Annotated in this window: 26 protein-coding genes and 1 tRNA gene; 20 read left to right on the top strand and 7 right to left on the bottom strand. The window is 68.3% G+C overall.

Annotated features, from left to right (window positions below):
• Positions 1-45: 45 nt before the first annotated feature.
• From obgE to rsfS, 7 genes are all read left to right on the top strand, one after another.
• On the top strand, positions 46-1,542 hold the full coding sequence (obgE, locus tag V7Z82_RS12875) for a GTPase ObgE (RefSeq protein WP_334151952.1): 1,497 nt from the start codon (positions 46-48) through the stop codon (positions 1,540-1,542).
• A complete protein-coding gene (gene proB, locus V7Z82_RS12870; protein ID WP_334151951.1) occupies positions 1,539-2,321 on the top strand; it encodes a glutamate 5-kinase in 783 nt (260 codons plus the stop codon). The genes obgE and proB overlap by 4 nt, the downstream gene beginning before the upstream one ends.
• A 72-nt stretch (positions 2,322-2,393) precedes the next feature.
• Entirely contained in the window at positions 2,394-3,647 is a 1,254-nt protein-coding gene (locus V7Z82_RS12865; protein ID WP_334151950.1) for a glutamate-5-semialdehyde dehydrogenase, read from the top strand.
• A 49-nt stretch (positions 3,648-3,696) separates the two neighbouring features.
• Positions 3,697-3,921, top strand: a complete 225-nt coding sequence (locus V7Z82_RS12860; protein ID WP_334151949.1) for a hypothetical protein — start codon at positions 3,697-3,699, stop codon at positions 3,919-3,921.
• A 7-nt stretch (positions 3,922-3,928) separates the two neighbouring features.
• Positions 3,929-4,531 (top strand): nicotinate-nucleotide adenylyltransferase, encoded by a 603-nt coding sequence (gene nadD / locus V7Z82_RS12855; RefSeq protein ID WP_334151948.1) that lies wholly within the window; start codon positions 3,929-3,931, stop codon positions 4,529-4,531.
• A complete protein-coding gene (locus tag V7Z82_RS12850; RefSeq protein WP_334151947.1) occupies positions 4,528-5,742 on the top strand; it encodes a hypothetical protein in 1,215 nt (404 codons plus the stop codon). The genes nadD and V7Z82_RS12850 overlap by 4 nt, the downstream gene beginning before the upstream one ends.
• Complete coding sequence (rsfS, locus tag V7Z82_RS12845; RefSeq protein WP_334151946.1) at positions 5,742-6,125, top strand: ribosome silencing factor; 384 nt, start codon at positions 5,742-5,744, stop codon at positions 6,123-6,125. The genes V7Z82_RS12850 and rsfS overlap by 1 nt, the downstream gene beginning before the upstream one ends.
• 72 nt (positions 6,126-6,197) lie before the next feature.
• Here rsfS and V7Z82_RS12840 read toward each other — a convergent pair whose 3' ends face one another.
• Positions 6,198-7,853 carry an ABC transporter ATP-binding protein gene (locus V7Z82_RS12840; RefSeq protein WP_334151945.1) on the bottom strand — a complete coding sequence of 552 codons (1,656 nt, stop codon included), beginning with the start codon at positions 7,851-7,853 and terminating at the stop codon, positions 6,198-6,200.
• Between the two features lie 169 nt (positions 7,854-8,022).
• Here V7Z82_RS12840 and V7Z82_RS12835 point away from each other — a divergent pair, with 169 nt between their 5' ends.
• From V7Z82_RS12835 to V7Z82_RS12800, 8 genes are all read left to right on the top strand, one after another.
• Complete coding sequence (locus V7Z82_RS12835) at positions 8,023-9,231, top strand: dipeptidase (protein WP_334151944.1); 1,209 nt, start codon at positions 8,023-8,025, stop codon at positions 9,229-9,231.
• Positions 9,231-10,850, top strand: a complete 1,620-nt coding sequence (locus tag V7Z82_RS12830) for an ABC transporter substrate-binding protein (RefSeq protein WP_334151943.1) — start codon at positions 9,231-9,233, stop codon at positions 10,848-10,850. The genes V7Z82_RS12835 and V7Z82_RS12830 overlap by 1 nt, the downstream gene beginning before the upstream one ends.
• A gap of 29 nt (positions 10,851-10,879) precedes the next feature.
• Positions 10,880-11,842, top strand: coding sequence for an ABC transporter permease (locus tag V7Z82_RS12825; RefSeq protein ID WP_334151942.1), 963 nt, complete (start codon positions 10,880-10,882; stop codon positions 11,840-11,842).
• On the top strand, positions 11,839-12,738 hold the full coding sequence (locus tag V7Z82_RS12820) for an ABC transporter permease (protein ID WP_334151941.1): 900 nt from the start codon (positions 11,839-11,841) through the stop codon (positions 12,736-12,738). Before V7Z82_RS12825 ends, V7Z82_RS12820 begins: the two co-directional genes overlap by 4 nt.
• Before the next feature lie 8 nt (positions 12,739-12,746).
• Complete coding sequence (locus tag V7Z82_RS12815; RefSeq protein WP_334151940.1) at positions 12,747-13,925, top strand: M24 family metallopeptidase; 1,179 nt, start codon at positions 12,747-12,749, stop codon at positions 13,923-13,925.
• A 43-nt stretch (positions 13,926-13,968) separates the two neighbouring features.
• Positions 13,969-14,868: an alpha/beta fold hydrolase gene (locus V7Z82_RS12810; RefSeq protein WP_334151939.1), complete on the top strand. Its 900-nt coding sequence runs from the start codon at positions 13,969-13,971 to the stop codon at positions 14,866-14,868.
• Positions 14,869-14,891: 23 nt separating this feature from the next.
• Complete coding sequence (locus tag V7Z82_RS12805; protein WP_334151938.1) at positions 14,892-15,893, top strand: Lrp/AsnC family transcriptional regulator; 1,002 nt, start codon at positions 14,892-14,894, stop codon at positions 15,891-15,893.
• A gap of 130 nt (positions 15,894-16,023) precedes the next feature.
• On the top strand, positions 16,024-16,290 hold the full coding sequence (locus V7Z82_RS12800) for a hypothetical protein (RefSeq protein WP_334151937.1): 267 nt from the start codon (positions 16,024-16,026) through the stop codon (positions 16,288-16,290).
• 52 nt (positions 16,291-16,342) lie between these two features.
• Here the strand turns inward: V7Z82_RS12800 and V7Z82_RS12795 are convergent, their stop codons facing one another.
• The 4 genes from V7Z82_RS12795 to V7Z82_RS12780 form a co-directional block, all read right to left on the bottom strand.
• Positions 16,343-16,519, bottom strand: coding sequence for a hypothetical protein (locus V7Z82_RS12795; RefSeq protein WP_334151936.1), 177 nt, complete (start codon positions 16,517-16,519; stop codon positions 16,343-16,345).
• A gap of 96 nt (positions 16,520-16,615) precedes the next feature.
• The gene (locus tag V7Z82_RS12790) at positions 16,616-17,746 is read right to left on the bottom strand and encodes an AI-2E family transporter (RefSeq protein ID WP_334151935.1); all 1,131 of its coding nucleotides are present in this window, start codon (positions 17,744-17,746) and stop codon (positions 16,616-16,618) included.
• Between the two features lie 89 nt (positions 17,747-17,835).
• Positions 17,836-18,246, bottom strand: coding sequence for a ribosomal maturation YjgA family protein (locus V7Z82_RS12785; RefSeq protein ID WP_334151934.1), 411 nt, complete (start codon positions 18,244-18,246; stop codon positions 17,836-17,838).
• A 94-nt stretch (positions 18,247-18,340) separates the two neighbouring features.
• Positions 18,341-18,413, bottom strand: a tRNA-Ala gene (locus tag V7Z82_RS12780).
• A 136-nt stretch (positions 18,414-18,549) separates the two neighbouring features.
• On the opposite strand from V7Z82_RS12780, the gene V7Z82_RS12775 reads away from it, so the two are divergent.
• From V7Z82_RS12775 to V7Z82_RS12755, 5 genes are read left to right on the top strand one after another with little or no spacing between them, the layout of a single operon-like run.
• Positions 18,550-19,626 (top strand): NAD(P)-binding domain-containing protein, encoded by a 1,077-nt coding sequence (locus V7Z82_RS12775; protein WP_334151933.1) that lies wholly within the window; start codon positions 18,550-18,552, stop codon positions 19,624-19,626.
• 46 nt (positions 19,627-19,672) lie between these two features.
• Entirely contained in the window at positions 19,673-20,464 is a 792-nt protein-coding gene (locus tag V7Z82_RS12770) for a hypothetical protein (protein WP_334151932.1), read from the top strand.
• A complete protein-coding gene (locus V7Z82_RS12765) occupies positions 20,461-20,991 on the top strand; it encodes a hypothetical protein (protein WP_334151931.1) in 531 nt (176 codons plus the stop codon). Before V7Z82_RS12770 ends, V7Z82_RS12765 begins: the two co-directional genes overlap by 4 nt.
• Positions 20,992-21,021: 30 nt before the next feature.
• Positions 21,022-21,678 (top strand): SDR family oxidoreductase, encoded by a 657-nt coding sequence (locus tag V7Z82_RS12760; protein WP_334151930.1) that lies wholly within the window; start codon positions 21,022-21,024, stop codon positions 21,676-21,678.
• A 16-nt stretch (positions 21,679-21,694) separates the two neighbouring features.
• The gene (locus V7Z82_RS12755) at positions 21,695-22,894 is read left to right on the top strand and encodes a glycoside hydrolase family 3 N-terminal domain-containing protein (RefSeq protein WP_334151929.1); all 1,200 of its coding nucleotides are present in this window, start codon (positions 21,695-21,697) and stop codon (positions 22,892-22,894) included.
• 16 nt (positions 22,895-22,910) lie between these two features.
• Here V7Z82_RS12755 and V7Z82_RS12750 read toward each other — a convergent pair whose 3' ends face one another.
• Positions 22,911-23,777 carry a 3-methyladenine DNA glycosylase gene (locus V7Z82_RS12750; protein WP_334151928.1) on the bottom strand — a complete coding sequence of 289 codons (867 nt, stop codon included), beginning with the start codon at positions 23,775-23,777 and terminating at the stop codon, positions 22,911-22,913.
• A 1-nt stretch (position 23,778) separates the two neighbouring features.
• Entirely contained in the window at positions 23,779-24,804 is a 1,026-nt protein-coding gene (locus V7Z82_RS12745; protein WP_334151927.1) for an App1 family protein, read from the bottom strand.
• Positions 24,805-24,808 lie beyond the last annotated feature (4 nt).

The following is a 24,808-nucleotide window of genomic DNA, read 5'->3' as shown; positions in this document are numbered from 1 at the left end:
TGTATCTGCCCACAGTAGGTACAGGAACCAAGGAGATCGAGACACATGGTCAGCTTCGTCGACACCGTGACGCTGCATCTGCGCGCCGGCAAGGGCGGGAACGGCTGCGTCTCGGTGCACCGTGAGAAGTTCAAGCCGCTGGGCGGACCCGACGGCGGGAACGGCGGCGACGGCGGCGACGTCGTGCTCGTCGCCGACACCCAGACCGGCACGCTGCTGTCGTACCACCACTCGCCGCACCGCACCGCTGGAAACGGCGGACCCGGCATGGGCGACCACCGTGCGGGATTCATGGGCGAGGACCTCGAGCTCCCGGTTCCGGTCGGCACCGTCGTCAAGCGCCCCGACGGCACCGTGCTGATCGACATGATCGTTCCCGGTGAGCGCTTCGTCGTCGCCGCCGGCGGTCAGGGCGGTCTCGGCAACGCCGCGCTCTCCTCGCCGAAGCGCAAGGCGCCAGGATTCGCGCTGCTCGGTACGCCCGGCTATGAGGGCGATGTCGTCCTCGAGCTCAAGACCGTCGCCGATGTCGCACTGGTCGGCTACCCGTCCGCCGGCAAGTCGAGCCTGATCGGCGCGATCTCCGCCGCCCGGCCCAAGATCGCCGACTACCCGTTCACGACGCTGCACCCGAACCTGGGCGTCGTGCAGGCCGGGGAGTCCCGCTACACCGTCGCCGACGTGCCAGGACTCGTCGAGGGCGCCAGCGAAGGTCGTGGCCTCGGGCTGGAGTTCCTCCGTCATGTCGAGCGCTGCTCGGCCCTGCTGCATGTGCTCGACTGCGCGACGCTCGAGCCGGGCCGCGACCCGATCTCCGACCTCGACGTCATCCTCGCCGAGCTCGCCGCCTACGAGGTGCCGGAGGGGCAGACGCCGCTCCTGGAGCGTCCGCAGCTCATCGCCCTGAACAAGATCGACGTGCCGGAGGCGCGTGACCTCGCAGAGCTCGTCCGCCCCGACCTCGAGGCCCGCGGATTCCGCGTGTTCGAGATCTCCACGATCTCGCACGAGGGACTGCGCCCGCTGACCTTCGCCCTCGGCGAGCTCGTCGAGAAGCACCGCGCGGAGACCGCTGTCGAGGTGCCTGAGCGCGTCGTCATCCGCCCGCGTCGCTCCAAGAAGGAGTTCACGATCCGGGTTGAGGGCGGCACGTACGGCAACATCTACCGCATCCTCGGCGAGAAGCCGGTGCGCTGGGTGCAGCAGACCGACTTCCAGAACGAGGAGGCAGTGGGCTACCTCGCCGATCGTCTCGAGAAGGTCGGCGTCGAGGACGAGCTCTTCCGTCTCGGCGCAGTGCAGGGTTCCACCGTCGTCATCGGCGAGGGCGAGAGCATCGTCTTCGACTGGGAGCCGACCATGACCTCCGCTGCCGAGCTCATGACTGCTCCGCGTGGCACCGACCCGCGTCTCGCACCGAACGCCCGCCGCACCACGTCCGAGCGTCGTGAGAACTACTACGAGCGCATGGATGCCAAGGCCGCGGCCCGTGCGGAGGTCGAGGAGCTGCGCCTCAACGCCTACCGCGGAGAGGACGAGTGACCGCACGGTCGCGAGCTGATCTCGCGACCGCTTCGCGCATCGTCGTCAAGGTCGGCTCGTCGTCGATCAGTGGAGACTCGTCCTGGCGCATCCCGGTGATCGTCGAGGCTCTCGCCGCGGCGCACGCGCGCGGTGTCGAGGTCGTGCTGGTGTCGTCCGGTGCGATCGCCAGCGGCATCCCGTTCCTCCGGCTGGACGCCCGTCCGACCGATCTCGCGACGCAGCAGGCAGCGGCGGCGGTGGGCCAGAACATCCTGGTGTACCGCTACCAGGAGGCCATGCGGCCGTTCGACATCATCGCCGGCCAGGTCCTGCTCACCACCGGTGACCTCGAGCACCCCACCTCCCGCAGCAACGCCCGACGCGCGATGGAGCGGCTGCTCGGTCTGCGCGTGCTCCCGATCGTGAACGAGAACGACACGGTCGCCACGCAGGAGATCCGCTTCGGCGACAACGACCGGCTCGGCGCGCTCGTCGCGCAGCTGATCGACGCGGACGCCTTGGTGCTGCTCAGCGACATCGAGTCGCTGTACACGATGCCGCCATCCGACCCGCGTGCAGAGCCGATCGACATCGTCGCGGCCGATGCCGACCTCAGCGGTCTCGAGTTCGGAGCGACCGTCGTGAACAGCGTCGGCACCGGGGGAGCGGCGACCAAGGTCTCGGCCGCACGTCTCGCCGCGGCATCCGGCATCGGCGTGCTCGTCACGAGTGCAGATCTGGTCGACAAGGCGCTCTCCGGCGCCGAGATCGGCACCTGGTTCGAACCGTCCGTCTGAGCCCTCGGGGCGCCGGGTGAGACCGGCGTCACACCCGGCTCGACGCGCACACCTGCGTTCTAGACTGGGCGGATGACCGACCAGACACCTCAGGCGCGCCTCGAGCGCGCCAAGGATGCCTCCCGCGCGACCGCCGCTCTCACCAGCGATGACAAGGGGCGGGCGCTGGAAGCGATCGCAGTCGCCTTGGAAGCGCAGGCGGCCCGGATCATCGAGGCCAATGCGCGCGACATCGCCCGCGGACGCGACGACGGCATCGGTGAGTCGCTCATCGACCGCCTCAGCCTGGACGAGGGTCGCGTCGCAGCACTCGCAGCGGCGGTCAGACAGGTCGCAGCTCTCGCCGACCCGGTGGGGCGCGTCGTCGGCGGGCACCGCATGCCCAACGGCGTCTCGCTCGAACAGGTGCGGGTGCCATTCGGCGTGGTGGGCGCCATCTACGAGGCCCGACCCAACGTGACGGTCGACATCGCCGCGCTCGCGCTCCGCTCCGGCAACGCGGTCGTGCTCCGCGGCGGCAGTGCCGCCCGTGACTCGAACACGGTGCTCGTCGAGATCATGCGCGATGCGCTGCAGAGCGCCGGTGTGACTGCGGAGGCCATCCAGACGGTCGATGACTTCGGTCGCGACGGAGCGAAGGCCCTCATGCACGGCCGCGGCTTCATCGACGTGCTCGTGCCGCGCGGCAGCGCCGGCCTGATCGAGACGGTCGTCACGGAGTCCACGGTGCCGGTCATCGAGACCGGCGCCGGCAACGTGCACATCGTGCTCGACGAAAGTGCGCCGGACGACTGGGCGCGCGACATCGTCGTGAACGCGAAGGTGCAGCGCCCGAGTGTCTGCAACGCTGTCGAGACCGTGCTGGTGCACCGCCAGGCGGCGCCGAGGCTGGTCCCGCTGGTCGCGAGCGCGCTGCAGAGCGAGGGCGTCGCGATCCACGGCGACGACATGGTCGCCGGCCTCGTCTCGAACGTGATCCCGGCCACCGAGGAGGACTGGGCGACGGAGTACCTGAGCCTCGACATCGCGATCAAGGTCGTCGATTCACTCGACGAGGCGCTCGACCACATCCGCCGCTACAGCACAGGGCACACGGAGTCGATCGTGACGACCGATTCCCGCAACGCCGAGCGCTTCCTCGCCGAGGTCGACTCGGCGGTCGTGATGGTGAACACCTCCACGCGGTTCACCGACGGCGGCGAGTTCGGGTTCGGTGCCGAGGTCGGCATCTCGACGCAGAAGCTGCATGCGCGCGGACCGATGGGGCTGGCGGAGCTGACCAGCACCAAGTGGCTCGCGCGTGGATCAGGGCAGACCCGCGCCTGAGGGCTAGACTGGGTGACGCTGTACCGCCCGGTCACGAAACGGAGTCATGATGAACCTCATCGCACAGATCGCGATGGCCGCTGCTGAAACCGAGCACCACGGAAACGTGCAGCTCGAGACCCTCATCTTCGGTGTCATCGCGGCGCTGGTGTTCGGGTTCCTCGGACTGGTGACGCTGTCGTACAAGAACGTCGCCAACCGCCACTCGGCCAAGGCCGATGCATGGGCAGCGAAGCACGGCAAGGACGGCCACGAGGCGGGACACGGCCACTAAGGCCCCCATGAACACAGCGACCTCGCGTGCTCCACGCATCGGCGTGATGGGCGGTACGTTCGACCCCATCCACCATGGGCACCTGGTCGCAGCGAGCGAAGTCGCGCACTCCTTCGATCTCGATGAGGTCGTCTTCGTGCCGACGGGCCACCCCTGGCAGAAGTCGGGCGTGACGCCGAGCGAGCACCGCTACCTGATGACCGTGATCGCGACGGCATCGAACCCGCAGTTCACGGTCAGCCGAGTCGACATCGCCCGCGAAGGTCCGACCTACACGATCGACACCCTTCGCGATCTGCAGCGGGACCGACCGGATGCCGAGTTGTTCTTCATCACCGGAGCAGATGCCGTAGCGCAAATTCTCAGTTGGAGGGACCATGATGAGTTGTGGGAGTTGGCCCACTTCGTCGCGGTCTCTCGCCCAGGACACGTTCTGAGCACTGACGGCCTCCCGAGCGACAACGTCAGCCAACTGGAGGTGCCGGCGCTGTCGATCTCGTCGACGGCTTGCCGTGAACGTGTTCGCGACGATCAACCGGTCTGGTACCTCGTCCCCGACGGAGTCGTTCAGTACATCGCGAAGCATCACCTGTATCGGAGCAAGGCATGAGTTCATCGGATCAGCAGGAGCAGGGTCCGCTCACACGCAAGCAGCTGCGGGAGATCCGGCTGACCGGGTCGACCCCGGTCATCAGCGCGGAGGAAGCCGCCGCTGCGGCCGAACTCGTCGTCCCGCCGGCGCCGCCGCTTCCCGAGGCCCCGGAGCCCGAGCACGCCCCCGAGTCCGAGCGCGCCGACGACGTCGCTGCAGACGAGTCCGACGCCGACCAGTCGGCAGCGCCGCTCACCCGCCGTCAGGCACGAGCCCAGGAGCGAGTCCGCACCGCATCCGTGCCCGTGATCGGCGAGGCCGACGCTGCCCGTGCTGACGAGCACGTCGCCGAAGCACACGCCGAGGCTGCTCCCGAGGTCGAAGAACTCGTCCAGGTCGACGAGCAGGTCCCGGTCGACGAGCCCGTGCAGGTCGCCGAACCCGTCGTGTCGGGTGTGCCCGACTTCGCACGCTCCGCGCCGGCCATCGTCGATGAAGACGACGATGATGCCGTGGACGATGTCGAGATCGTCGTTCCGGTGAGTGCGGCCGCTGCCGCCGAGTCCATCGGCGACGTGCCCGTCGAGGTCGCCGAGGAGTCCGCCGTCGCGCCGGACGAGCACGACGACGTCGCCGCACTCGGACTGGTGGACGACACGGACCCGGACGACGTCCTCGCGGATGTCGATGCAGGCGACGACGTCGTCATCGACGAGGGCGAGCGCCCCACGGTCAACCCCGCTTTCGGCGTCGGGCTGCTGAATGATCCAGCCGAGACGCAGAAGCCGTTCACGCCGTCGTTCGACGACCTGCTCTCGGTCAACGACTCGACCGGCTCGCAGCACCTCGCGCCCAGCGCACTCATCTTCACGCCGTCGCCCGGTGAGGGGTCGCTCTCCGGCCCCGTCGCCTCGACAGGCGAGATCCTGGTCACGGGTTCCTACGAGCTGCCGCGAGGCATGGGCTCACAGGGACACGCGCACGGCACCACCGACGGCAAGGAGGTGGACGCCGTGCTCATCGACGGCGAACTGCCTCCTGCGTCTTCTCCCACCCCGATCGCCGCGAGCTCCGCGGTCAGCACCATCAAGCCCGCCGGCGAGGTCATCCGTACTCCCGCTCCGGAAAAGGGCAGCAAACTCATGCTCATCCTGGCGATCACGGCAGGCGGTCTCGCACTCGCGCTGGCCGTCGTGCTCGTCGTCGCCATCACCACGAATGTGTTCTGATGCAATCACCTGAAACTGCCGAAGAAATGCTGCGGCTCGCCGCAGAAGCCGCCGTCTCGAAGGGCGGAGAAGACCTCATCGCCCTGAACGTCTCCGAGCCGCTTCCGCTCGTCGACATCTTCCTCCTCGTCACCGGGAACAGCGAGCGCAACGTCGCTGCGATCGCCGACGAGATCGAGGACAGGCTCATCGAGTCCGGGCACAAGCGAGTCCGCCGTGAGGGCCGAGCGGAGGCCCGCTGGGTGCTGCTCGACTTCGGCGACCTGATCGTGCACGTCTTCCACCAGGAGGAACGGGTCTACTACGGCCTCGAGCGCCTCTGGAAGGACTGCCCGGTCGTGCCGATCGAGCTGGCGGAGACCACGACCACCGCAGCGGAGTGACGACGCACGTCCCCTCGTGAGAAGAGCCCCACCGGAGACGGTGGGGCTCTTCTCGTATGGGGGCGAAACGGATCAGGCGCTGAGCGGCGTGCGTCGCTGCAGCATCCCACGCTCGGCACGAGTCTGCGGCGGGATGGCCGACAGCAGCGATCTCGTGTACGGATGCGATGGGGAGCGGTAGACCGTCTCGGTCTCGCCGATCTCGACCATGTTCCCGAGGTACATCACCGCGACGCGATCCGCGATGTGACGCACCAGCGACAGGTCGTGGGCGATGAAGACGATCGACATGCCCAGTCGCTCCCGCAGATCGCACAGCAGGTCGATGATCTGCGCGCGGATCGACACGTCGAGCGCAGAGACCGGCTCGTCGCAGACCAGGACGTCGGGATGCAGGGCCAGAGCGCGGGCGATGCCGATGCGCTGTCGCTGACCGCCCGAGAACTGATGCGGGAAGCGCGAGCCCATCTCGGGCGTCAGCCCGACGAGCTCGAGCAGTTCGGCGACACGCTCCCGACGACTGGCCGGTGTGCCGGTGCGGGTGGCCGCGAGCGGCTCCGCGACGATCTGCTGCACGGTCATCCGCGGGTTCAGCGACATGTAGGGATCCTGGAACACCATCTGCACACCGCGCCGCAGCACCTTTCGGTCGCGCAGCCGGCCACGGGTCACATCCTGGTCGCGGAAGCTCAGGGTGCCGGCGTCGGGAGAGTCGAGGCCGACCAGCATCCGGGCCAGCGTCGACTTGCCGCTGCCCGATTCGCCGACGATCGCGAGGATCTCCCCGCTGCGCAGCTGCAGATCGACGCCGGCGACGGCCGCGACGCGGTACGCACGACGCCCGCTGCCGGAGCGGAACGTCCGCTCGAGCCCACGGCCCTCGAGGATCGGGGCCGAGCCGTCGTCCTCCGCTGCCGCACTGACGTCGCGCGGCATCGAGTGCAGCAGCTGGAGCGTGTACGGATGCTGGGGCGCCGTCAGCACGGTGTCAGCGCTGCCCGATTCGACGATGCGACCGGTGCGCATCACGGCGACCTGGTCGGCGACCTCCATCACGACGCCGAGATCGTGGGTGATGAGCAGGATGCCCATACCGAGGCGATCACGGAGCGAGAGCAGGAGATCGAGGATCTGAGCCTGCACCGTCACATCGAGCGCCGTGGTCGGCTCGTCTGCGATGATCAGATCGGGCTCGAGGGCGATGGCCATGGCGATCAGGATGCGCTGGCGCTGGCCGCCCGAGAACTGGTGAGGGTAGTCCCGGACCCGCTGCGTGGGGTTCGGGATTCCGACGAGCGTCAGCAGCTCGACGGCGCGTTCCTCGGCGGCGCGGCGGGAGATGCTGCGATGAGCCCGGATGAGGTCGATGATCTGGTCCCCGATGCTGAGCACGGGGTTGAGCGCGGAGAGGGCATCCTGCATGACGAGGCTGACCTTGACCCCGCGCAGTCGGCGGTGCTGCTCGGGGGAGAGCGTGAGCAGATCGGTCCCGCCCAGGCTCATGCTCGTCGCCTCGACGTCGCCCGTGTCGATGAGGCCCATGATCGCGCGTGCCGTCATCGACTTGCCCGAGCCGGACTCGCCGAGCAGCGCGAACACCTCGCCGCGGCGCACGGTGATGTCGATGTCGTCGACCACGCGATTCGGCCGTCCGTCGGTGGACAGCGTCACCGTGAGCCCGTGAACGTCGAGGACGATGCCGTTCTCCGGCGCTGAGGTGTTCTCCATGATTCTCATCATGCCAGGAGACTACCTCTGAATTGTTTCGAACAGGAAACATCTCAGCCGAATTTCCTCACCAATGTTGACATATGTGCCGAAATCAGCGAGATTCGATGAAATCTCCCCAGCGTCGATCGGGAGAGGCATCCGCACACCGAACCGAAGGAGCGCATCCGTGCTCGAAAAAGCAGACCGGTACACCGGCTACACCGCGTACGACTACCTGGAAGCAGGCAAGGACTACCGCGAGTTCCGCTACGCCAAGCAGATCGGCCGCGTGCCGGCCTACGAGGGACTCGACCTCAGTGACGCGCAGCAGGAGCGCACCGAGCGCCTCCTGCGGGAGGAGACCGTGATCTCCCTGCACGAGCATGTGCAGGTCTTCCCCGAGGACATGGGCGAGCTGCGCGACCACATCCGTCAGGGCCGGGAACCCACCGGCTACCAGGGGCTGGCGCGCTCGGGGCTCACCGCTGTGTTCGACAACGGCATGGACGGCACCTGCTGCATCTCGAGCGACGCCGGCTGGAAGTACCAGGACGTGCTGTTCGACCTCGGCGTGCGCATGGCCGATCTCGCGCACCAGGACTTCGTGATCAAGGCCGAGTCGATCAAGGACATCCGTCACGCGGCGGAGACCGGACGCGTCGCGCACATCTTCGCGCTCGAGGCCTCCACCATGATCGAGAACGAGGTCGATCGTCTCGACGTGCTCTACGGCTTCGGCGTCCGCCAGATGGGCATCGCGTACTCGGAGGCCAACATGCTGGGCGGCGGGCTCAAGGAGCGCGGCGACGGCGGGCTGACGTACTTCGGCGAGCGCGCGGTCGAGCGCATGAACAAGCTCGGCATCGCGATCGACATCTCCCACTCGGGCGACCAGACGTGCCTCGACGTGGTCAGGCACTCGAAGGTGCCGGTGTTCATCACGCATGCCGGCGCCCGAGGGCTGTGGCCGACGAACCGCATGAAGACCGACGAGACGATCATCCAGTGCGCAGAGCGCGGCGGCGTGATCGGCATCGAGGCTGCGCCGCACACGACGATCTCTCCGCAGCATCCGAAGCACTCGCTGGACTCGGTGATGGACCACTTCCAGTACTGCGTGGACCTGGTCGGTCTCGAGCACGTGAGCTTCGGTCCTGACACCCTGTTCGGCGACCACGTCGGCCTGCACGACGCGTTCTCGTCGAACCTGTCGCTCGGCCAGGCGCACGCCAACGTCGAGTACGAGAAGCAGCCGTACGTCGACGGCATCGAGAACCCGGCCGAGGCCTTCTACAACATCATCGGCTGGCTCGTGAAGCACGACTACTCCGACGACGAGATTCGCGCCGTCGTCGGTGGCAACACCATGCGCGTACTCGAGGAGGTTTGGGTCTGATGAAGCACAGCAAGTTCCTCGCCCTCGGTGCGGCCGCGGCTCTCGCCGTCGGTCTCGCCGCGTGCGCCCCGTCCGCACCGGAGCCGGGGGAGCCGTCCGGAAGCACCGGACCGAGCGATGAGACGCTCAGCATCGGCACGACGACCGACGTGGTCAACTTCAACCCGGTGCTCGGCAACAGCCGCACCGACTCGTGGATCACGAACCTGATGTATCCGCACCTGCTGAGCATCAGCGACGACGGCACCAAGGAAGCCCATGTGGCGACCGACTGGGGCTACGTCGACGACACGACCGGGTTCTACGAGATCCGCGACGACCTGACATGGAGCGACGGAGAGCCGCTCACCGCCGAGGACGTCGCGTGGACCCTGAACGCGGTCAAGCGCGACCAGGCTCCTGGCACGTTCTTCGGACAGCTCGGCAACCTCGACACCGCCACCGCGGTGTCCGACACCCGCGTCGAGCTCACCTTGACGCAGCCCGACTCGTCGATCATCGAGGAGATCGGCTTCTGGGGCGTCGTCGTGCCGAAGCACGTGTTCGATCCGAAGGGCTCGATCGCGGAGTTCGCGAACGACGGCAGCGACGGCGGCTGGGTCGGCATGGGGCCGTTCATCATGAGCGACTTCCAGGTCGGCCAGCACTACACGCTCGCGCGCGTCGAGGACTACCCGCTGATCGATGGCGGCGTTCCCGGTCCGGCGGAGGTCGTCTACCGCGTGTACCCCGACGTGAACACCGAGATCCTGGCGCTGCAGAGCGGCGAGATCGACGTGATCGCGAACGCGCTGCCGCCGGCACAGGTCGAGCAGCTCAGCAGCACCGACGGCCTTCAGGTCGTCGAGGCGGCGGGACTCGGCTACGCGCATCTCGTCTACAACATGGAGAAGCCGGACCTCGCCAAGACCGAGGTTCGTCAGGCGCTCGCACATGCGGTCGACTACGACGCGATCCGCACCGTCGTGCTGCAGGGGCAGGCCGTCTCGACCGGCTCCAGCGCGCTGATGCCGGTGCTCGCGAAGTACTACGACGACTCGGTGACCGAGTACGACTTCGATCCTGAGAAGTCTCGCTCGCTCATGGAGGATGCCGGGTACACGGCAGACGCAGACGGGAAGTTCCCGCTGTCGTTCCGCCTGATCTACTCGCTGCAGGACAGCGTCACCAGCCAGTGGGCGCAGATGGTGAAGGACAGTGCGGCTGAGGCCGGCATCACGATCGAGCTGCAGGGCACCGAGCGGAACACCTACCTCTCGATGACGAGCGAAGGTGACTACGACATCTATGCGGGCAACTTCGCCATCATGGACGACCCGGTCACCAACTTCGCCCTGTCGTACCTGCCCGGCGGTGCGATCAACTACACCCACGTCGACGACCCCGAGCTGAACGCGCTGATCGAAGAGGGCATGGTCACCTTCGACGAGGACGAGAAGGTCTCGATCATGCGCGAGGCGAACCAGATCGTGCACGAGCAGGTCTACGACAACATCATGTACACGCAGAACCTGTTCTTCGCAGCCAGCGACGAATGGGCCGGCTTCATCTCGAAGCCGAGCGAGCTGCTCTCGATCGTGAACCCGCTCTCGCTCGCGAGCGCGCACCCGGTCGAATAACCACTGAAATCTCGAGGAAGGTCGCCCGGGTGTCCCGAGCATCGTTCATTCTCCGTCGCGCAGGTCGAGGTCTGCTCACGATCTGGTTCGCCGTGACCGTGACGTTCCTGCTCCTGCGGCTGCTCCCGGGCGACCCCGCGCTGGCGTTGGCGAGTCCGAACATGACGGATGCCATCCGGGCGACCATCCTCGAACAGTACGGCCTGGAACAGCCCCTCGTGGTCCAGTACGGCCTCTACATGTGGCAGCTGCTGCAGGGAAACCTGGGGATCTCGTTCACCCAGTCGATCCCCGTGCTCGACGTGCTCCTGCAGCGGCTGCCCTGGACGCTCCTGCTGACCCTCACCGCGCTGCTGCTGACGATCGTCATCGGCATCCCGCTCGGCGTCGCCGCCGCCTCGCACAAGGGCCGCTTCGTCGATCGGGCCGTGCAGATCGTCGGTGTGACCGGCCAGTCCCTGTTCGTGCCGAGCGTCGCGATCCTGCTCCTGTTCGTCTTCGGACTGAACCTCGGCTGGTTCCCGATCGGCGGCGCGTACACGAACAACACCTACGGCTTCGAGTGGTACCTGAGCGTGGCGCAGCACCTCGTGCTCCCCGCCGTCTCGCTCATGCTGATCCAAGTCGGCTCGTACGTGCTGACGATGCGCTCGACGCTGATCGAGACGCTCGGCGAGGACTACATCCTGCTCGCGAAGGCCAACGGGCTGCGCAGCCGCCGCATCCTCTGGAAGCACGCACTGCGCAACGCGCTGCTGCCCACCACGACCCTGATCGGCCTGCAGCTCGGTTTCCTCGTCGGCGGCGCCGTGCTCACCGAGACCGTGTTCGCGTATCCCGGCATCGGTCGAGGCATCTATGAGGCGGTGACGCAGCTCGACTTCCCGGTGCTGCAGGGCGCGTTCCTGATGCTCGCGATCACCGTCGTCGTCGCGAACACCATCACCGACATCATCTACGGCTACCTGGACCCGAGAGTGAAGACGTCATGACCGCTCCACTGCCCTCATCCGTGCCCCTGGTCCCGACCGAGCCGACCGCAGCGGGGAGCGAGCGCGCGAGCGCTCACACCTGGCGGGCGTTCCGTCGGGATCCGCTCGGCATGATCTCCTTGGCGCTGCTGATCCTGCTGGTCGTGGTCGCGCTCGCGGCTCCGCTGATCGCGCCGTACCCGGCGAGCTACGGACCCGACGTGCTGCGCCCGCCAGGAGCCGGCCACTGGTTCGGCACCGATGCGCTCGGCCGCGACGTGTTCTCCGAGGTCATCTGGGGCACGCAGCAGAGCGTGCTGGTCGCCGTGGCGGCATCCGTGATCGCGATCGTGTTCGGCACGATCATCGCCGTGATCGGCGCCTACTTCCGCAGACTCGACAGCTTCATCAGCGTGATCGTCGACATGACGCTCTCGCTGCCGGTGCTGCCGCTGATGATCCTGATCGCGGCCCTCGTCGGACCGAGCACCTCGACCATCATCTTCGTGGTCGCGGCGTTCTCGTGGCCGGAGGTCACGCGCCTCGTCCGCTCGCAGGCGCTCACGGTCGTCGGTCTGCCGTACGTCGACGCCGCTCGTCTCATGACGACGTCGCCGTTCTGGATCATCACGCGCCACCTGCTGCCGGCGGTGACGCCGGTGGTCGTGGTCTCGGTCGTGGTGACCGCCTCCCGTGCCGTGCTCTCGGCCGCCGGTCTGGCGTTCCTGGGGCTCGGCGACCCGACCACCTGGTCGTGGGGACGCATCCTCTACGAGGCGCAGCAGGCCGGCGCGATGGTCAGCGCCTGGTGGCTCACACTGTTCCCGTCGATCGCGATCCTGATCCTGGTGCTCTCGGCCACGCTGCTCTCGATCGCCTACAACGACGCACGCAACCCGCGTCACCTCGCCCGCTAGGAGACGACATGGCCGACTTCGATCAGCGACTCGACCCCGCGTTCTTCGACCGGGTGCAGGCCCGAGTGCAGGAGCGCATGGCCGACGAGGGCTTCGACGCCTTCGTCACCGACAGCCCGGAGGACATCGCGTACCTCACCGGGTTCTTCCACCACCCCTCGGAACGACCGGTCGCCATCTGGCTCGACGCGAGCGGACGCGTTCGCATGCTGCTGCCGGAGCTCGAACGCGAATACGCCGAGTCGCAGTCCGCGCGCGCAGAGCTCGTGGCCTTCTTCGAGTATCCGGGCGTCGTCGCCCCGTTCGCCGTGCTGGCGGACGCCGTCGGACCGGCCAGGAGGGTGGGCTTCGCCTCGACCATGACGTTCCAGCGGCTCAGCGCGTTGCGAGCCGCGATGGCGTCGACCGAGTTCGTCGGCTCCGACCTCGTCACCCGCGCTCGATACGTCAAGTTCCCCGAGGAGGTCGTGCTGCACCGAGAAGCCGCGCGCATCACCGATCGGATGCTGGAGGCCGGCGTGCAGCTCGTGGCGGACGCGGTGGCCGCCGGGGGAGCGCTGCCCACCGAGGCGGAGCTGGAGCGGCACGTGACCTCGACCGGCACCGGGCTGATGTACGCCGAGCACCGGAACGTCGTCGTCGCCTCGCTGCTCGCCGGCGGACTCGTGTATTCGGGCGCGAACTCGGCGTTCCCGCACGGGCTGCCATCGGTCAACCGACTCGAGGCGGGCGACACGTTCATGCTCTCGCTCGGGTGCGCGGTCGGCGGCCGCTTCATCGAAGGGGAGCGCACTTTCGTGCTCGGCGAGCCGACGGCGGACCAGCGCCGCTACCACGACACGATCCGCGACGCGCAGCAGCTCGGTCGCGAGACGATCAGGGCCGGGGTGGAGTGCCGCGAGGCGAACCGGCTGTGTCTCGACGTCATCCGCGATGCAGGGCTCGGCGAATACATCCGGCACCGCCAGGGGCACGGCATCGGCCTCGGCATGCATGAGGCGCCGTGGCTGGAAGACGGCGATGCGACGGTGCTCGAGGCCGGGATGGTCGTCTCGAACGAGCCGGGCATCTACGTGCCGGGCCATGCCGGCTACAGGATCAGCGACAGCATGCTGGTGACCGAGAGCGGCGCCGAAGCCCTGACGACCTATCAGCGCAGCCTCGACGACTGCATCATCGCGCTGTGAGCGCTGCGGCGTTCCAGACCCCGATTTCGAGAAAGAGGACGACATGACATCCACCCCACCGGTATCGCCCGAGTTCGCCGCGGCGACGAGCGACTACGAATGGGTCGAGATCAACGGCAACCACCTCGCGGTCGAGGTGCTCGGTCCGGAGGGTGCGCCGGTGATCATCACGCACCACGGCGCGCCGGGCCTCGGCTCGAGAGCCGAGCCCCGCGCGAGCTTCGGGCGTCTGGCCGATGAGTACCGCGTCGTCGTGTTCGATGCGCGCGGCAGCGGCGTGAGTGAGGGCGAGGGCACGTACAGCCATGAGCAGTGGGCCGCCGACATCGACGGCCTGCGCGAGTGGATCGGGGCCGAGACGATCGTGATGGCCGGCGGATCGTACGGTGGCTTCATGGCGATGGAGTACGCGCTGCGCTACCCCGATCGCGTCGCTGCCGTCGTCCTGCGTGACACGTCGCCGGACAACGGCAACGCGCACCTCGCCCGGGAGAACGCGCTGGCATCGGATCGCGTGACGATCGACATGGAGAAGTTCGATCGGATCGACGTCGGTCAGGTCCGCGACGACGAGGACCTCAAGGACTGCTGGCGCGAGATCCTGCCGTTGTATGACTTCGTGTATGACCCGGAGGCCACCGAGCGCAAGGTGCAGGCCACGCCGTACCGCTACCGTGCGCACAACTACGCCTTCTCGGTGAACCTCCCGAACTACGACCTCAAGCCGCGGCTGCACGAGATCACTGTGCCGACACTCATCACCGTGGGACGGACGGATTGGATCACGCCAGTATCGTGTAGCCAGGTGATCGCCGATCTCATTCCGGACTCCGAGATGGTGGTGTTCGAGAAATCCGGACATTCACCCCAGATCGAGGAGGCAGCTGCGTGGACCACGACCGTGCGCACGTTCCTGCATCAGGTGTACCCATCGACGGTGTGAACATCATGCGCTCGGCGCGCGAAGTGACCGATCTCGATCGCCGCATCGTGGTCGCCCTGCAGCAGGACGGCAGGGCCAGCTGGACCTCGATCGCCGACTTCGCCGGGGCATCGGTGTCGACCGTGACCCGTCGAGGTCAGCAGCTGCTGGCCGAGGGCGTCGTGCGCGTGGGCATCGTGCCGACGCTGGGCAGTGCCGGGCACGTCGAGAGCTTCTTCGTGCGGATCAACTGCACGCCCGGATCGCAGCTGAGCGTCGCGGAGACGCTGATCGGCTCGCCCTTCGTGCGGTTCGTCACGCTCGTCACCGGCAAGTTCGACATCTTCGCGGAGGTCGTGATCCCCGGGGACGCGGCGACCTACGCGCACGTGCTCACCGAGCTGCAGGGCATCCCCGGTGTCGAGCGGTGGCGCAGCGACCTCGTCGTGCACACCTACAAGGTGAGCTTCGACTGGGGTCGTCAGCTGTACGACTCGCACGCGGAGCCGACGCCGGACCCGCAGTCGTACATGCCGGCGCCGAACACGTGCGATCCCACGCACTTCGACGACGCCGACCACGCGATCGTCGAGGAGCTGAGCGTCAACGGGCGCGCCTCCTTCCTCTCGATCGCCGCGAAGCTCGACATGAACGAGAGCAGCGTCCGTCGCCGCTATGAGCGGATGCGGAACGCCGGCTGTCTGACGACCGTCACGATGGTGCCGGCGTCCGCGCTGGGGATGAGCGCCGAGACGCTGCTGATGCTCCGTGTGGAGCCGTCTCGTCTCGCCGCGGTCGCGAAGACGCTGTCGCAGCATGTCTCGGTGCGCTTCCTCGCAGCTGTGCTGGAGGAGAATTCGCTCTACTGCGAGATCATCCTGCCCTCGACCGAGACGTTGCACGACTTCCTCACCGGCACCATCGCGCACCTCAAAGGCGTGCGAGGGTGGAACGCCGCGATGGAGCTCGTGTTCATGAAACGAGGGTTCATCGAGACGCCGTGGTGGCGGGCGCAGGTCGCGACCGCAGGCGCCACCGAGAACTAGAGCGCCTCGTCGATCGGCTCCGACCTGTCAAGGGGCTGTCGGAATCCGGGCCACCCCCGCAGACTCTCCCGAGGGGAGAGAAGTCTGGGAGGGCTGCGAGATGGGTGAAGTACCGAGTCCACGATGCTCCATGCATCGCGTCGGCGCATCGGAGTGGGTCGTCAACGACCTGCGATACCCGCCCGGCGACTCTCGGCGCTTCGTCGCCCGGGTCTACGAGCTCGCTCCGACGGAGTTCGAGGTCACGTGGTTGCGTGATCTCCCGCTCGCGATCTCCTATGACAGCACCGAGTCGATCATCGCCGACGTCGATCGTCTGCTCTCGACGAGCCGAGCGACTCGGCCGGTGCCGATTCCCCACCTGCCACCTATGCCGGCGACGCGAAAAGGGCGCTGAGACGACGAACGGCCACCTCGACGATGAGGTGGCCGTCGTTCGTGCGGTGCGCTCAGACCGCCTCGTCACCGGCGGCGACTCGGTCGGCGTCGGCGCTGTTGATCTGGCTGTCGTCGGCGTCAGGGTCGATGGTCTGCTCGCCGTCGACCTCGCGCGTCGGAACACCGTCGGTCGTGGTCTCGTCGTCGTCCTCCGGGAACGGGACGATCGGTGGGATGGGTGTGGACATGATCGGATCCTTTCTGTCGGATGCCGCTCACGCTACGTCCACGACGCCGGGGGAGACGAGGCGGTTGACGGTGCCGTCGGATCGCGCTATCGGCGCTCAGACGGTCTCGGGGCGCTTCTTGCGGAACGGACGTGCCGGGGTGTCGGGCCCGTCCCACACCGTGATGATGCCCCAGGCGACGGCGGCGAGCGGCACCGACAGCACCGCGCCGACGATACCGCCGAGGATGGTGCCGGCGGTCAGAGCGAGCAGGATGACGAGGGCGTGCAGCTTGAGGGATCGGGCCATGACGACCGGCTGCAGGAAATTTCCCTCCAGCTGGTTGACGAGCACGACGATGCCGACGACGATGAGGGCGGCGACCGGGCCGTGCGTCACGAGGGCGACCAGGGCCGCGAGGATGCCGGCTGCGGTGGCTCCGACCAGCGGGATGAATGCCGTGAGGAAGACGATGACCGCGAGCGGGATGGCGAGCGGGATCTGGAGGATCGCGAGACCGATGCCGATGCCGAGCGCGTCGGCCGCTGCGACGATCGACGTGCCGCGGATGTAGCCGCCGAACACGTCGACGGTCTTGTCGCCGACACGGCGTGCACGCTCGTAGCCCTCGCCGGTGAACGGACGCAGCAGGAACTCCCAGATGCGCGGGCCGTCCTTGAGGAAGAAGAACAGCACGACGATCATCAGGGCGAGTCCCGTGAAGAAGCTCGCGGTGGCCGAGACGCCGGCCAGTGCGCCCTGACCGAAGGAGGCGCTCGTGAGGAAGTCGCCGGCGCTCGCCCAGACGTCATCGAGGTCGATCGAGCCGAAGTCGAACGGCAGCGTGTCGAGCCAGTCGGTCACCTGCGTGATGCCGTCGGTGGCGGAGTCGACGAGGTCGTCCCACTGCGAGCGAACCGTGAGGACGATGACCCACACGATCCCGCCGAGGATCGCCAGGATGCCGATCAGCGCGATCCAGGTGGCGAGGATCGACGGCATGCCCTTGCGGCGCATCAGCGCGACGAGCGGGTGGATGGCGGAGGCGAGGATCAGCGCGATCGTCACCGGGATGAACACCAGTGACAGCTGGGTGATGACGAACACCGCGACCGCCACGAGGGCGAGCACGATCAGCGTCTGCAGACTGCGGGTCGCCACGAATCCGAACCCGCGTGACCACAGACCGGGGGTGGCGGGGGTGTCGGGGCTCGTGATGATGAACTCCGGTCGTCGGAACAGTCCCATTGCGCGCCCTTCCACATCAACGACGCGTTCGCGCCGTGACTGTCAAACCTAGCAACCGGTGACGGCGAATCTGCCTGACACGCGCCGCGTCAGACGCGACGGGAAGCACGTGCGCGGCGAGTGAGCGCGAGATCGCTGGCCGCCGCGAGCCCTGCGCCGGCCGCGTATGCGATGAGGTCGACGGCGTCGAAACCGGCACCGAGCACGAGCCGGATCGGCCAGAAGGTCTCGCCCCATACGGCCGGGAGGCCGGTCAGCTGGAAGAGCTCGATCAGCGCGCAGATGCCCAGGGCGCTGAGGCTCACGACGAGCACGCTCGCGCGTGGGAACACGAATGCGAGGGCGGCGTAGACCATCACGGCGTACAGCATGTCGCCGGCGAGGTCTGCCAGTGGTCCGCTGCCCAGGACGTGGGTGGTCAGGCCGACGACGACGGTCAGCGCCACCGTGACCAGCAGCCAGCTCCGGCGTCTGCGGTGGCCGGTGCCTGTCGACTGCATCCACTCACCCTAGGTCAGGAGGCCGAATCGGATGCTCATGACGAAGCGCGGGGCGAGAACACGAAAAACCCGCGATCACTCGCGGGTTTCGTTGTGGACCTGAGGGGATTCGAACCCCTGACCCCCTGCATGCCATGCAGGTGCGCTACCAACTGCGCCACAGGCCCAAACTGTGCCCCAGTACCGCGGGGCAACTTGAAAAGAGTACTACACGAATCGTCGTGAGCACCAATCCGGACGGGCATCCCGGGCGTGCCGTACGGACCGTGGAACAACCGAACGGCGCACGGCGTTCCTCTCGATGTGAGCATCCTCGACAGCATCGTGATCGGCGCAGGCCAGGCCGGACTGTCTGCCTCGTATCACCTGTCCCGGCTCGGGATCCCGCATGTCGTGCTCGATGCCGACGACGAACCGGGTGGCGCCTGGCGGCATCGTTGGGATGCGCTGACGATGCGTGACGTGCACGGCGTCGCCGAGCTGCCCGGCGACACTGCGCCGCCCCGGGACGGTGCACGCGCGAACGTCGCTGTTCCTGCGTACTTCGCTGCCTACGAGCATGAGCATCGGCTGCCGCTGGTCCGACCCGTCGCGGTGGACCGGGTGGACGACGAGGACGGCATCCTGGTGGTCCGGGCGGGGGACCGGGAATGGCGTACCCGCACGCTGGTCAACGCCACCGGCACCTGGACGCATCCGTTCCTGCCGCATTACCCGGGCATGGAGACGTTCCTCGGCGAGCAGCTGCACACCGTCGACTACCCGGGCCCTGCGCACTTCCTCGGCAAGCGCGTGCTCGTGGTCGGCGGTGGTGCGTCGGCGGTGCAGTTCCTGGGCGCACTCGCCCCGCTGACCGACACGCTGTGGGTCACGCGCCGCGAGCCCGTGTGGCGCAACGACGACTTCACGCCCGAAGCCGGAGCCGCGGCGGTGGCGCTCGTCGAGCAGCGGGTCGCGCAGGGACTCCCGCCGCAGAGCGTGGTGAGCGTCACAGGGCTGATGCTGCGCCCGCAGGAGCGCGAGGCGGAGCGCCTCGGCGCGTACGACGCACGTCGACCGATGTTCGAGCGGATCGAGCCGGACGGCGTGCGCTGGGCTGACGGTTCGTTCGAACGCGTCGACGTCATCCTCTGGGCCACCGGCTTCCGGCCGGCGATCGGTCACCTCGCACCGCTGCATCTGCGCAGCGCGGCGGGCGGCATCCAGCTCGACCGCGACGGGCGAGGCACCACGGCGGTCAAGGACCCGCGGATCCAGCTCGTCGGCTACGGCCCGTCGGCCAGCACGATCGGCGCGAACCGCGCCGGACGCTCGGCGGCGAAGGGCGTGCAGCGCGCGCTCGCTGCGGTCAGCGACGCGCCCGTGCGGACCACCGTCTGAGACGTGCGCCCTCCTCGCTCCTGGTCGCGGTCGGTACGCTGAAGACATGGTCCGCATCCTGTTCACGATCATCTGGCTGCTGCTCTCGGCCTGGCTGGTGATCTGGGTGGGCGAAGGACTCTTCGGTGTGAACCAGCGCGAGTCGATCCTCCCGTTCTCGGGCGAGGACACGCTCGGCGCACCGATCGTGATCGGCGTCGCCTGGGGACTGCTCCTGACCTTCGGCGGCAGCCTCACGGGCCTCGGGCGCGGGAGGAAGCTGCGCGGCGAGACCGAGATCGGCGTCGGACGCATCGTCGAGGTCTCGCGCACCGGCCTCACCGTGAACGACGTGCCGCAGTACGACCTGTTCGTTCGCGTGACTCCTCGAGCCGCCGAGGAGTTCATCGGACAGTTGCGGATGCTCGTCGATCCGACCGACGTCGGGGCGCTCCAGGTCGATCTCCCGCTCCCGGTGCGGTACAGCCTCACGGATCAGGACACCGTGCAGATGGCCGACCCGACCGATCCGGCCGTGATCGACGCCATGCTCGCGTGGCGCATCGACCGAGGACTGATCCACCCGAGCCAGGTCAGGGCGCGCACGACGGGGACTGCGGTGCCGGCATCCGTGCTCGAGGTGCGGCCGACCGGTCGTCGCAAGGAGGGGCAGAGCGAACTCGCCCTGCGTGTGCTGATGGCGCCGGAGGGCGCTGCGACGTGGGAGGCCGAGACGACCGCGTTCGTCTTCCCGGATGTGATCTCGCGCTTCCAGGTCGGGGCACCGATCTGGGCGTTCTACCGACGTGAGGATCCGCAGACCATCGCCGTGACGCTGGAGAAGGGAGCCGCGCGATGAACCCGATGGACACGCTCATCTGGCTGCTGAACTTCCCGGCGGCGCACGGCTACGCGATGGTGTTCATCGCGGGCTTCTCGATCCTCGGGCTCTTCCTGCTGTCGGCACGCGGCGTCGGCTCCTCCGGCAGTGCGCTGAGACGCATCCGCGAGCGTGAGGGACTGCTGCACCCTGGTCAGCGCGCCACCGGGCAGGTCGGCGGACGTGTCCTGCGGATCCTGTTCCGCGTGCTCGCGTTCCTCATGCTGTGCTCGCTCGTGATCGGCATCCTGAGCCTGACCGGCGTTCCCGTCACACGGGCGTACATCCACGACAACGGTCGACCCACCACAGGCACCATCGATGGGGACTGGGTCACCTTCACCACCGCCGAGGGAGTGGAGTACACGCTCGAGAGCAACTTCTTCACCCCGGCGGTCTACCCGGATCGCGATGCGTCCATCCCCACCGGGGAACCGGTGGTCGTGCGCTACCTGCCGGGACACCCGCAGGCATTCGTGATCGACAGCTCGCAGACGCCCGGCTGAGATACAGCCGGGCGAACAGAGGAGGAAACCATGTCACGCATCATCGTGTTCGGCGGCCACGGCCGTATCGCACTGCTCCTGGCCCCGTTGCTCGTGGAGCGGGGTGACGAGGTCACCGCCGTCATCCGCAACCCCGACCATGTCGACGAGGTCGAGACGGGGGGAGCGACCGCGCTCGTCGCCGACATCGAGCAGCTCGATGTGGACGCACTCGCCGACATCATCCGCGGCCACGACGCGATCGTGTGGTCGGCCGGCGCCGGCGGCGGGTCTGCCGAGCGCACCTACGCCGTCGACCGCGACGCGGCGATCCGCACCATGGATGCCGCATCGAAGGCGGGCGTCAGCCGCTACCTGCTGGTCTCGTGGATCGGCTCCACCGCTGATCACGGTGTCTCGCCGGACGACTCGTTCTTCGCGTACGCCGATGCCAAGTGGGCGGCGGACGAGCACCTGCGCGGCACGGACCTCGAGGGCACGATCCTCGCTCCGGGCACGCTGACGTTCGACGACCCCACCGGCCGCATCCAGATCGACCCCGAGGGCAAGGGGGAGGTCGCGCGCGCAGACGTCGCCGCCGTCATCGCGGCCGCGCTGCCCGAAGCGAGCACGATCGGGCGGACCATCCGCTTCGGCAACGGCACGGCCGACTCGAGCGCGCCGATCGCCGACGCCCTCGCCGGCTGAGATCGAAGGACGGCGGATGCGGTGGCGGCGGGTCTGGGCTGCGAGCGCGGCGACGGTCATCTCCGTCTCGGTGCTCGCCGGCCCGGCCGCCGCTGCCCCCGCACCCCGGGTGGGCGCGGTCGCTGCCGCCGCTCCTGCGACGACCGATCCGGCCACCGAGCGGGCGGCCGAGCAGGCCGCCGAGATGGTCGCGCAGATGACCACGGTCGAACAGGCGACCAGCATCGTGATGGGCCACATCGGCGGGACGGATGCCACGGCGCTCCGTGCGTACATGCAGTCGGGGCTCGGCGGCTTCATCCTGATGGGCGGCAACATCCCGGAAACCGAGGCCGAGCTCCGCGCGCTCACGGACGCGCTCACGATCGACCCGGCGCTGCCGCCGCTCATCGCGGTCGATCAGGAGGGCGGCATCGTGTCGCGCCTGCACGGCGACGACTTCCCGGCATCCACGTCGTTGAAGGACGGATCGGATGCCGATGTGGCGGCGGCCTTCGCGGCTCGCGCCTCGCTCGTGGCGCGCGGCGGCATCTCCGTGAACTTCGGCACCGTCGCGGATGTGACGGCCGACCCGCAGTCCTTCATCTACGGTCGTGCGCTCGGCACGGATCCGGCGGGAGCGGGTGAACACGTCGCGGCGGCGACAGCCGCGCAGGAGCCCTTCGTCGCCTCGACGCTCAAGCACTTCCCGGGGCACGGCGCTGCTCCGGGCGACTCGCACAGCTCGATCCCGAGCACCGGGATGAGCCTGGACGAGTGGCGTGCGGCCGATGCGGTGCCCTTCGTCGACGGCATCGGCGCCGGCGCTTCACTCGTCATGCTGGGGCATCTGTCCTACACCGCGGTCGACCCGCTGCCGGCCACGCTGTCTCCGACGTGGCACGGGATACTCCGGGACGAGCTGGGCTTCGATGGAGTCACCGTGACGGACGATCTCGGCATGCTGCTCTCGTCCGGCATGTCGGAGTACTCCGACCCGGTGCGCAACGCGGTGCTGTCGGTCGCGGCCGGGAATGATCTCGTGCTCATGATCGCAGGCTCCACGGCGGCGACAGCCGGGGAGATGGCGACCGGGATCGCAGCGGCGGTCGAGAGCGGCGCGCTGCCGGCGGATCGCCTCGCCGAGGCGGCGACACGCGTCCTGGCGCTGCGTCTCGAAGGCTCCACCGCGACCTCGGACTGGACCGTGTGCGCCGAGTGCCGACCCGCAGGCTGATCGCAGGGGCGGGAGTTCAGGCCGCGTGCGAGACCGCGGACTCCCCGAGCCAGGCCTCGAGCAGCGATGCACGCAGCGCGGCGCCACGGTCGGCGAACCCGCGCTGCTGACGCACATACTCGGCCTTGCCCTCTGGCGTCTCGATCGCGACGGGCGTCACGTCCCAGGCGCTGAGGTCGTAGGGGGCGGCCTGCATGTCGAGCAGGCGGATGTCGCGGGCGAGCTCGAACGATGCCAGCAGCAGCTCGCCGGAGATCAGCGGGCCGAGCTTGGTCGCCCACTTGTACAGGTCCATGCCGGCGTGCAGACACCCGGGCTGCTCGAAGAGCGACTGCTCGTCCCGGGTCAGCGGCGAACGGTTGCGCGGCACCGCCTCTGGCGTGAAGAACCGGAACGCGTCGAAGTGGGTGCAGCGGAGATCGTGATTCTCGACGACGGCGTCGGTGCCGGCCTGGCCGAGGCGCAGCGGCACGGCATGCCGGTGCTCATCGCCCCGGTAGACCATGGCCCACTCGTGCAGGCCGAAGCAGCCGAACTGTCCAGGGCGGGAGGCGGTGCGGCGCAGCATCCGCTCGATGAGTCCTGCCAGCTCCGACTTCTCGGCGGCGAATCGTGCAGCATCCGGGAAGACAGCGTGCGGTTCGGTGCCCGGGGAGTACCAGCGCCACTCCAGGCGCTCCGGGGCATCGGCCAGTTCGACGCCGGCGCCGGGATGCCAGCGTCGCAGCTGTGCCGGCTTGTAGCCGTAGTACGTGAAGAGGAAGTCCCACACCGGATGCTTCTCGCCGCGGCGAGCGCGTTCGCGGTGCTCTGCGGTCAGTGCATCCGCTCGTTCCTGATGCGCCTGCTCGCGGACCAGCCAGTCGCTGCGATCGAGGGTCATGTCAGTGCAGGATGCCGGCTTCACCGAGCAGGTCGCGCAGCCCGGCGCCGTCCTCGGCGCTCACCCATGGCGCGGTGTCCGGCGAGTGGGGTTCACGACCGGCACGGCCTCCGGCCATGACGGCCTCGGCCGGCAGCAGTCGACGGATCGCGACACCCGCGACCGCCTCGGGGTGCTCGTCCATGAACTGGGTGTAGATCGACTCGTCATGCTGTCCGTCGTCGCCGATGAGCAGCCACTTGACGTTCGGGAACTCCGCGGCGAGACGACGGAGGTTCGTGAGCTTGTGATCGCGTCCGCTGCGGAACCAGCGGTCGTGCGTCGGCCCCCAGTCGGTGAGCAGCATGGAGCCGGCTGGGAACAGGTGGCGTCCGAGGAAGCGCCAGAGCGTCGGCGCGACGTTCCAGGCTCCGGTGGAGAGGTAGACCATGGGGGAACCGGGGTGCTGGCGCAGCAGTTGGTCGAGGAGCACGGCCATGCCCGGCACCGGGATGCGGGCGTGCTCGTCGAGGACGAACGAGTTCCAGAAGGCGATGAACGGGCGAGGGAGCGCCGTCACCATCACGGTGTCGTCGACGTCGGAGAGCACGCCGAACGTCGTGGACTCGGCGACGATGAAGGCGCGCGCCTCCACCGGGTCCTGGCCGTCGACCGAGATCCGGAAGGTCTGCCAGCCGGGTTCGAGGTCTGCCGCGATGCGGATGTCGACCACGCCGCCACGATCGGCGACCACGTGATGCGTCGTGTCGCCGATGTGCACGTCGACCGAGGCGAAACTCACGGGGATGCCGACGAAGCTGCGCCAGCCGCGCACGCTCGCGAGCTCGCCGTCCTCGGTGCGGCGCTGCGTGGGGACGATGAGGACCCGACCGACGACGCGCACCCAGCCTGGGCCGCCGTACCCGGGGAAGGGGACGATCGTGGCGTTGCGGCCGCGACGGCGCGCTCGGCCTTCACGCCACACGTGGAAGCGGTGTTCGAGACGGGCGAACCAGTGAATCCGGGGCGCCGAGGGAGCGGAAGCCATTGCT

The sequence above is a fragment of the Microbacterium sp. genome (assembly GCF_036823965.1).
Taxonomy (GTDB): Bacteria; Actinomycetota; Actinomycetes; order Actinomycetales; family Microbacteriaceae; genus Microbacterium.
This window is presented reverse-complemented; position numbering and strand designations above follow the sequence as displayed.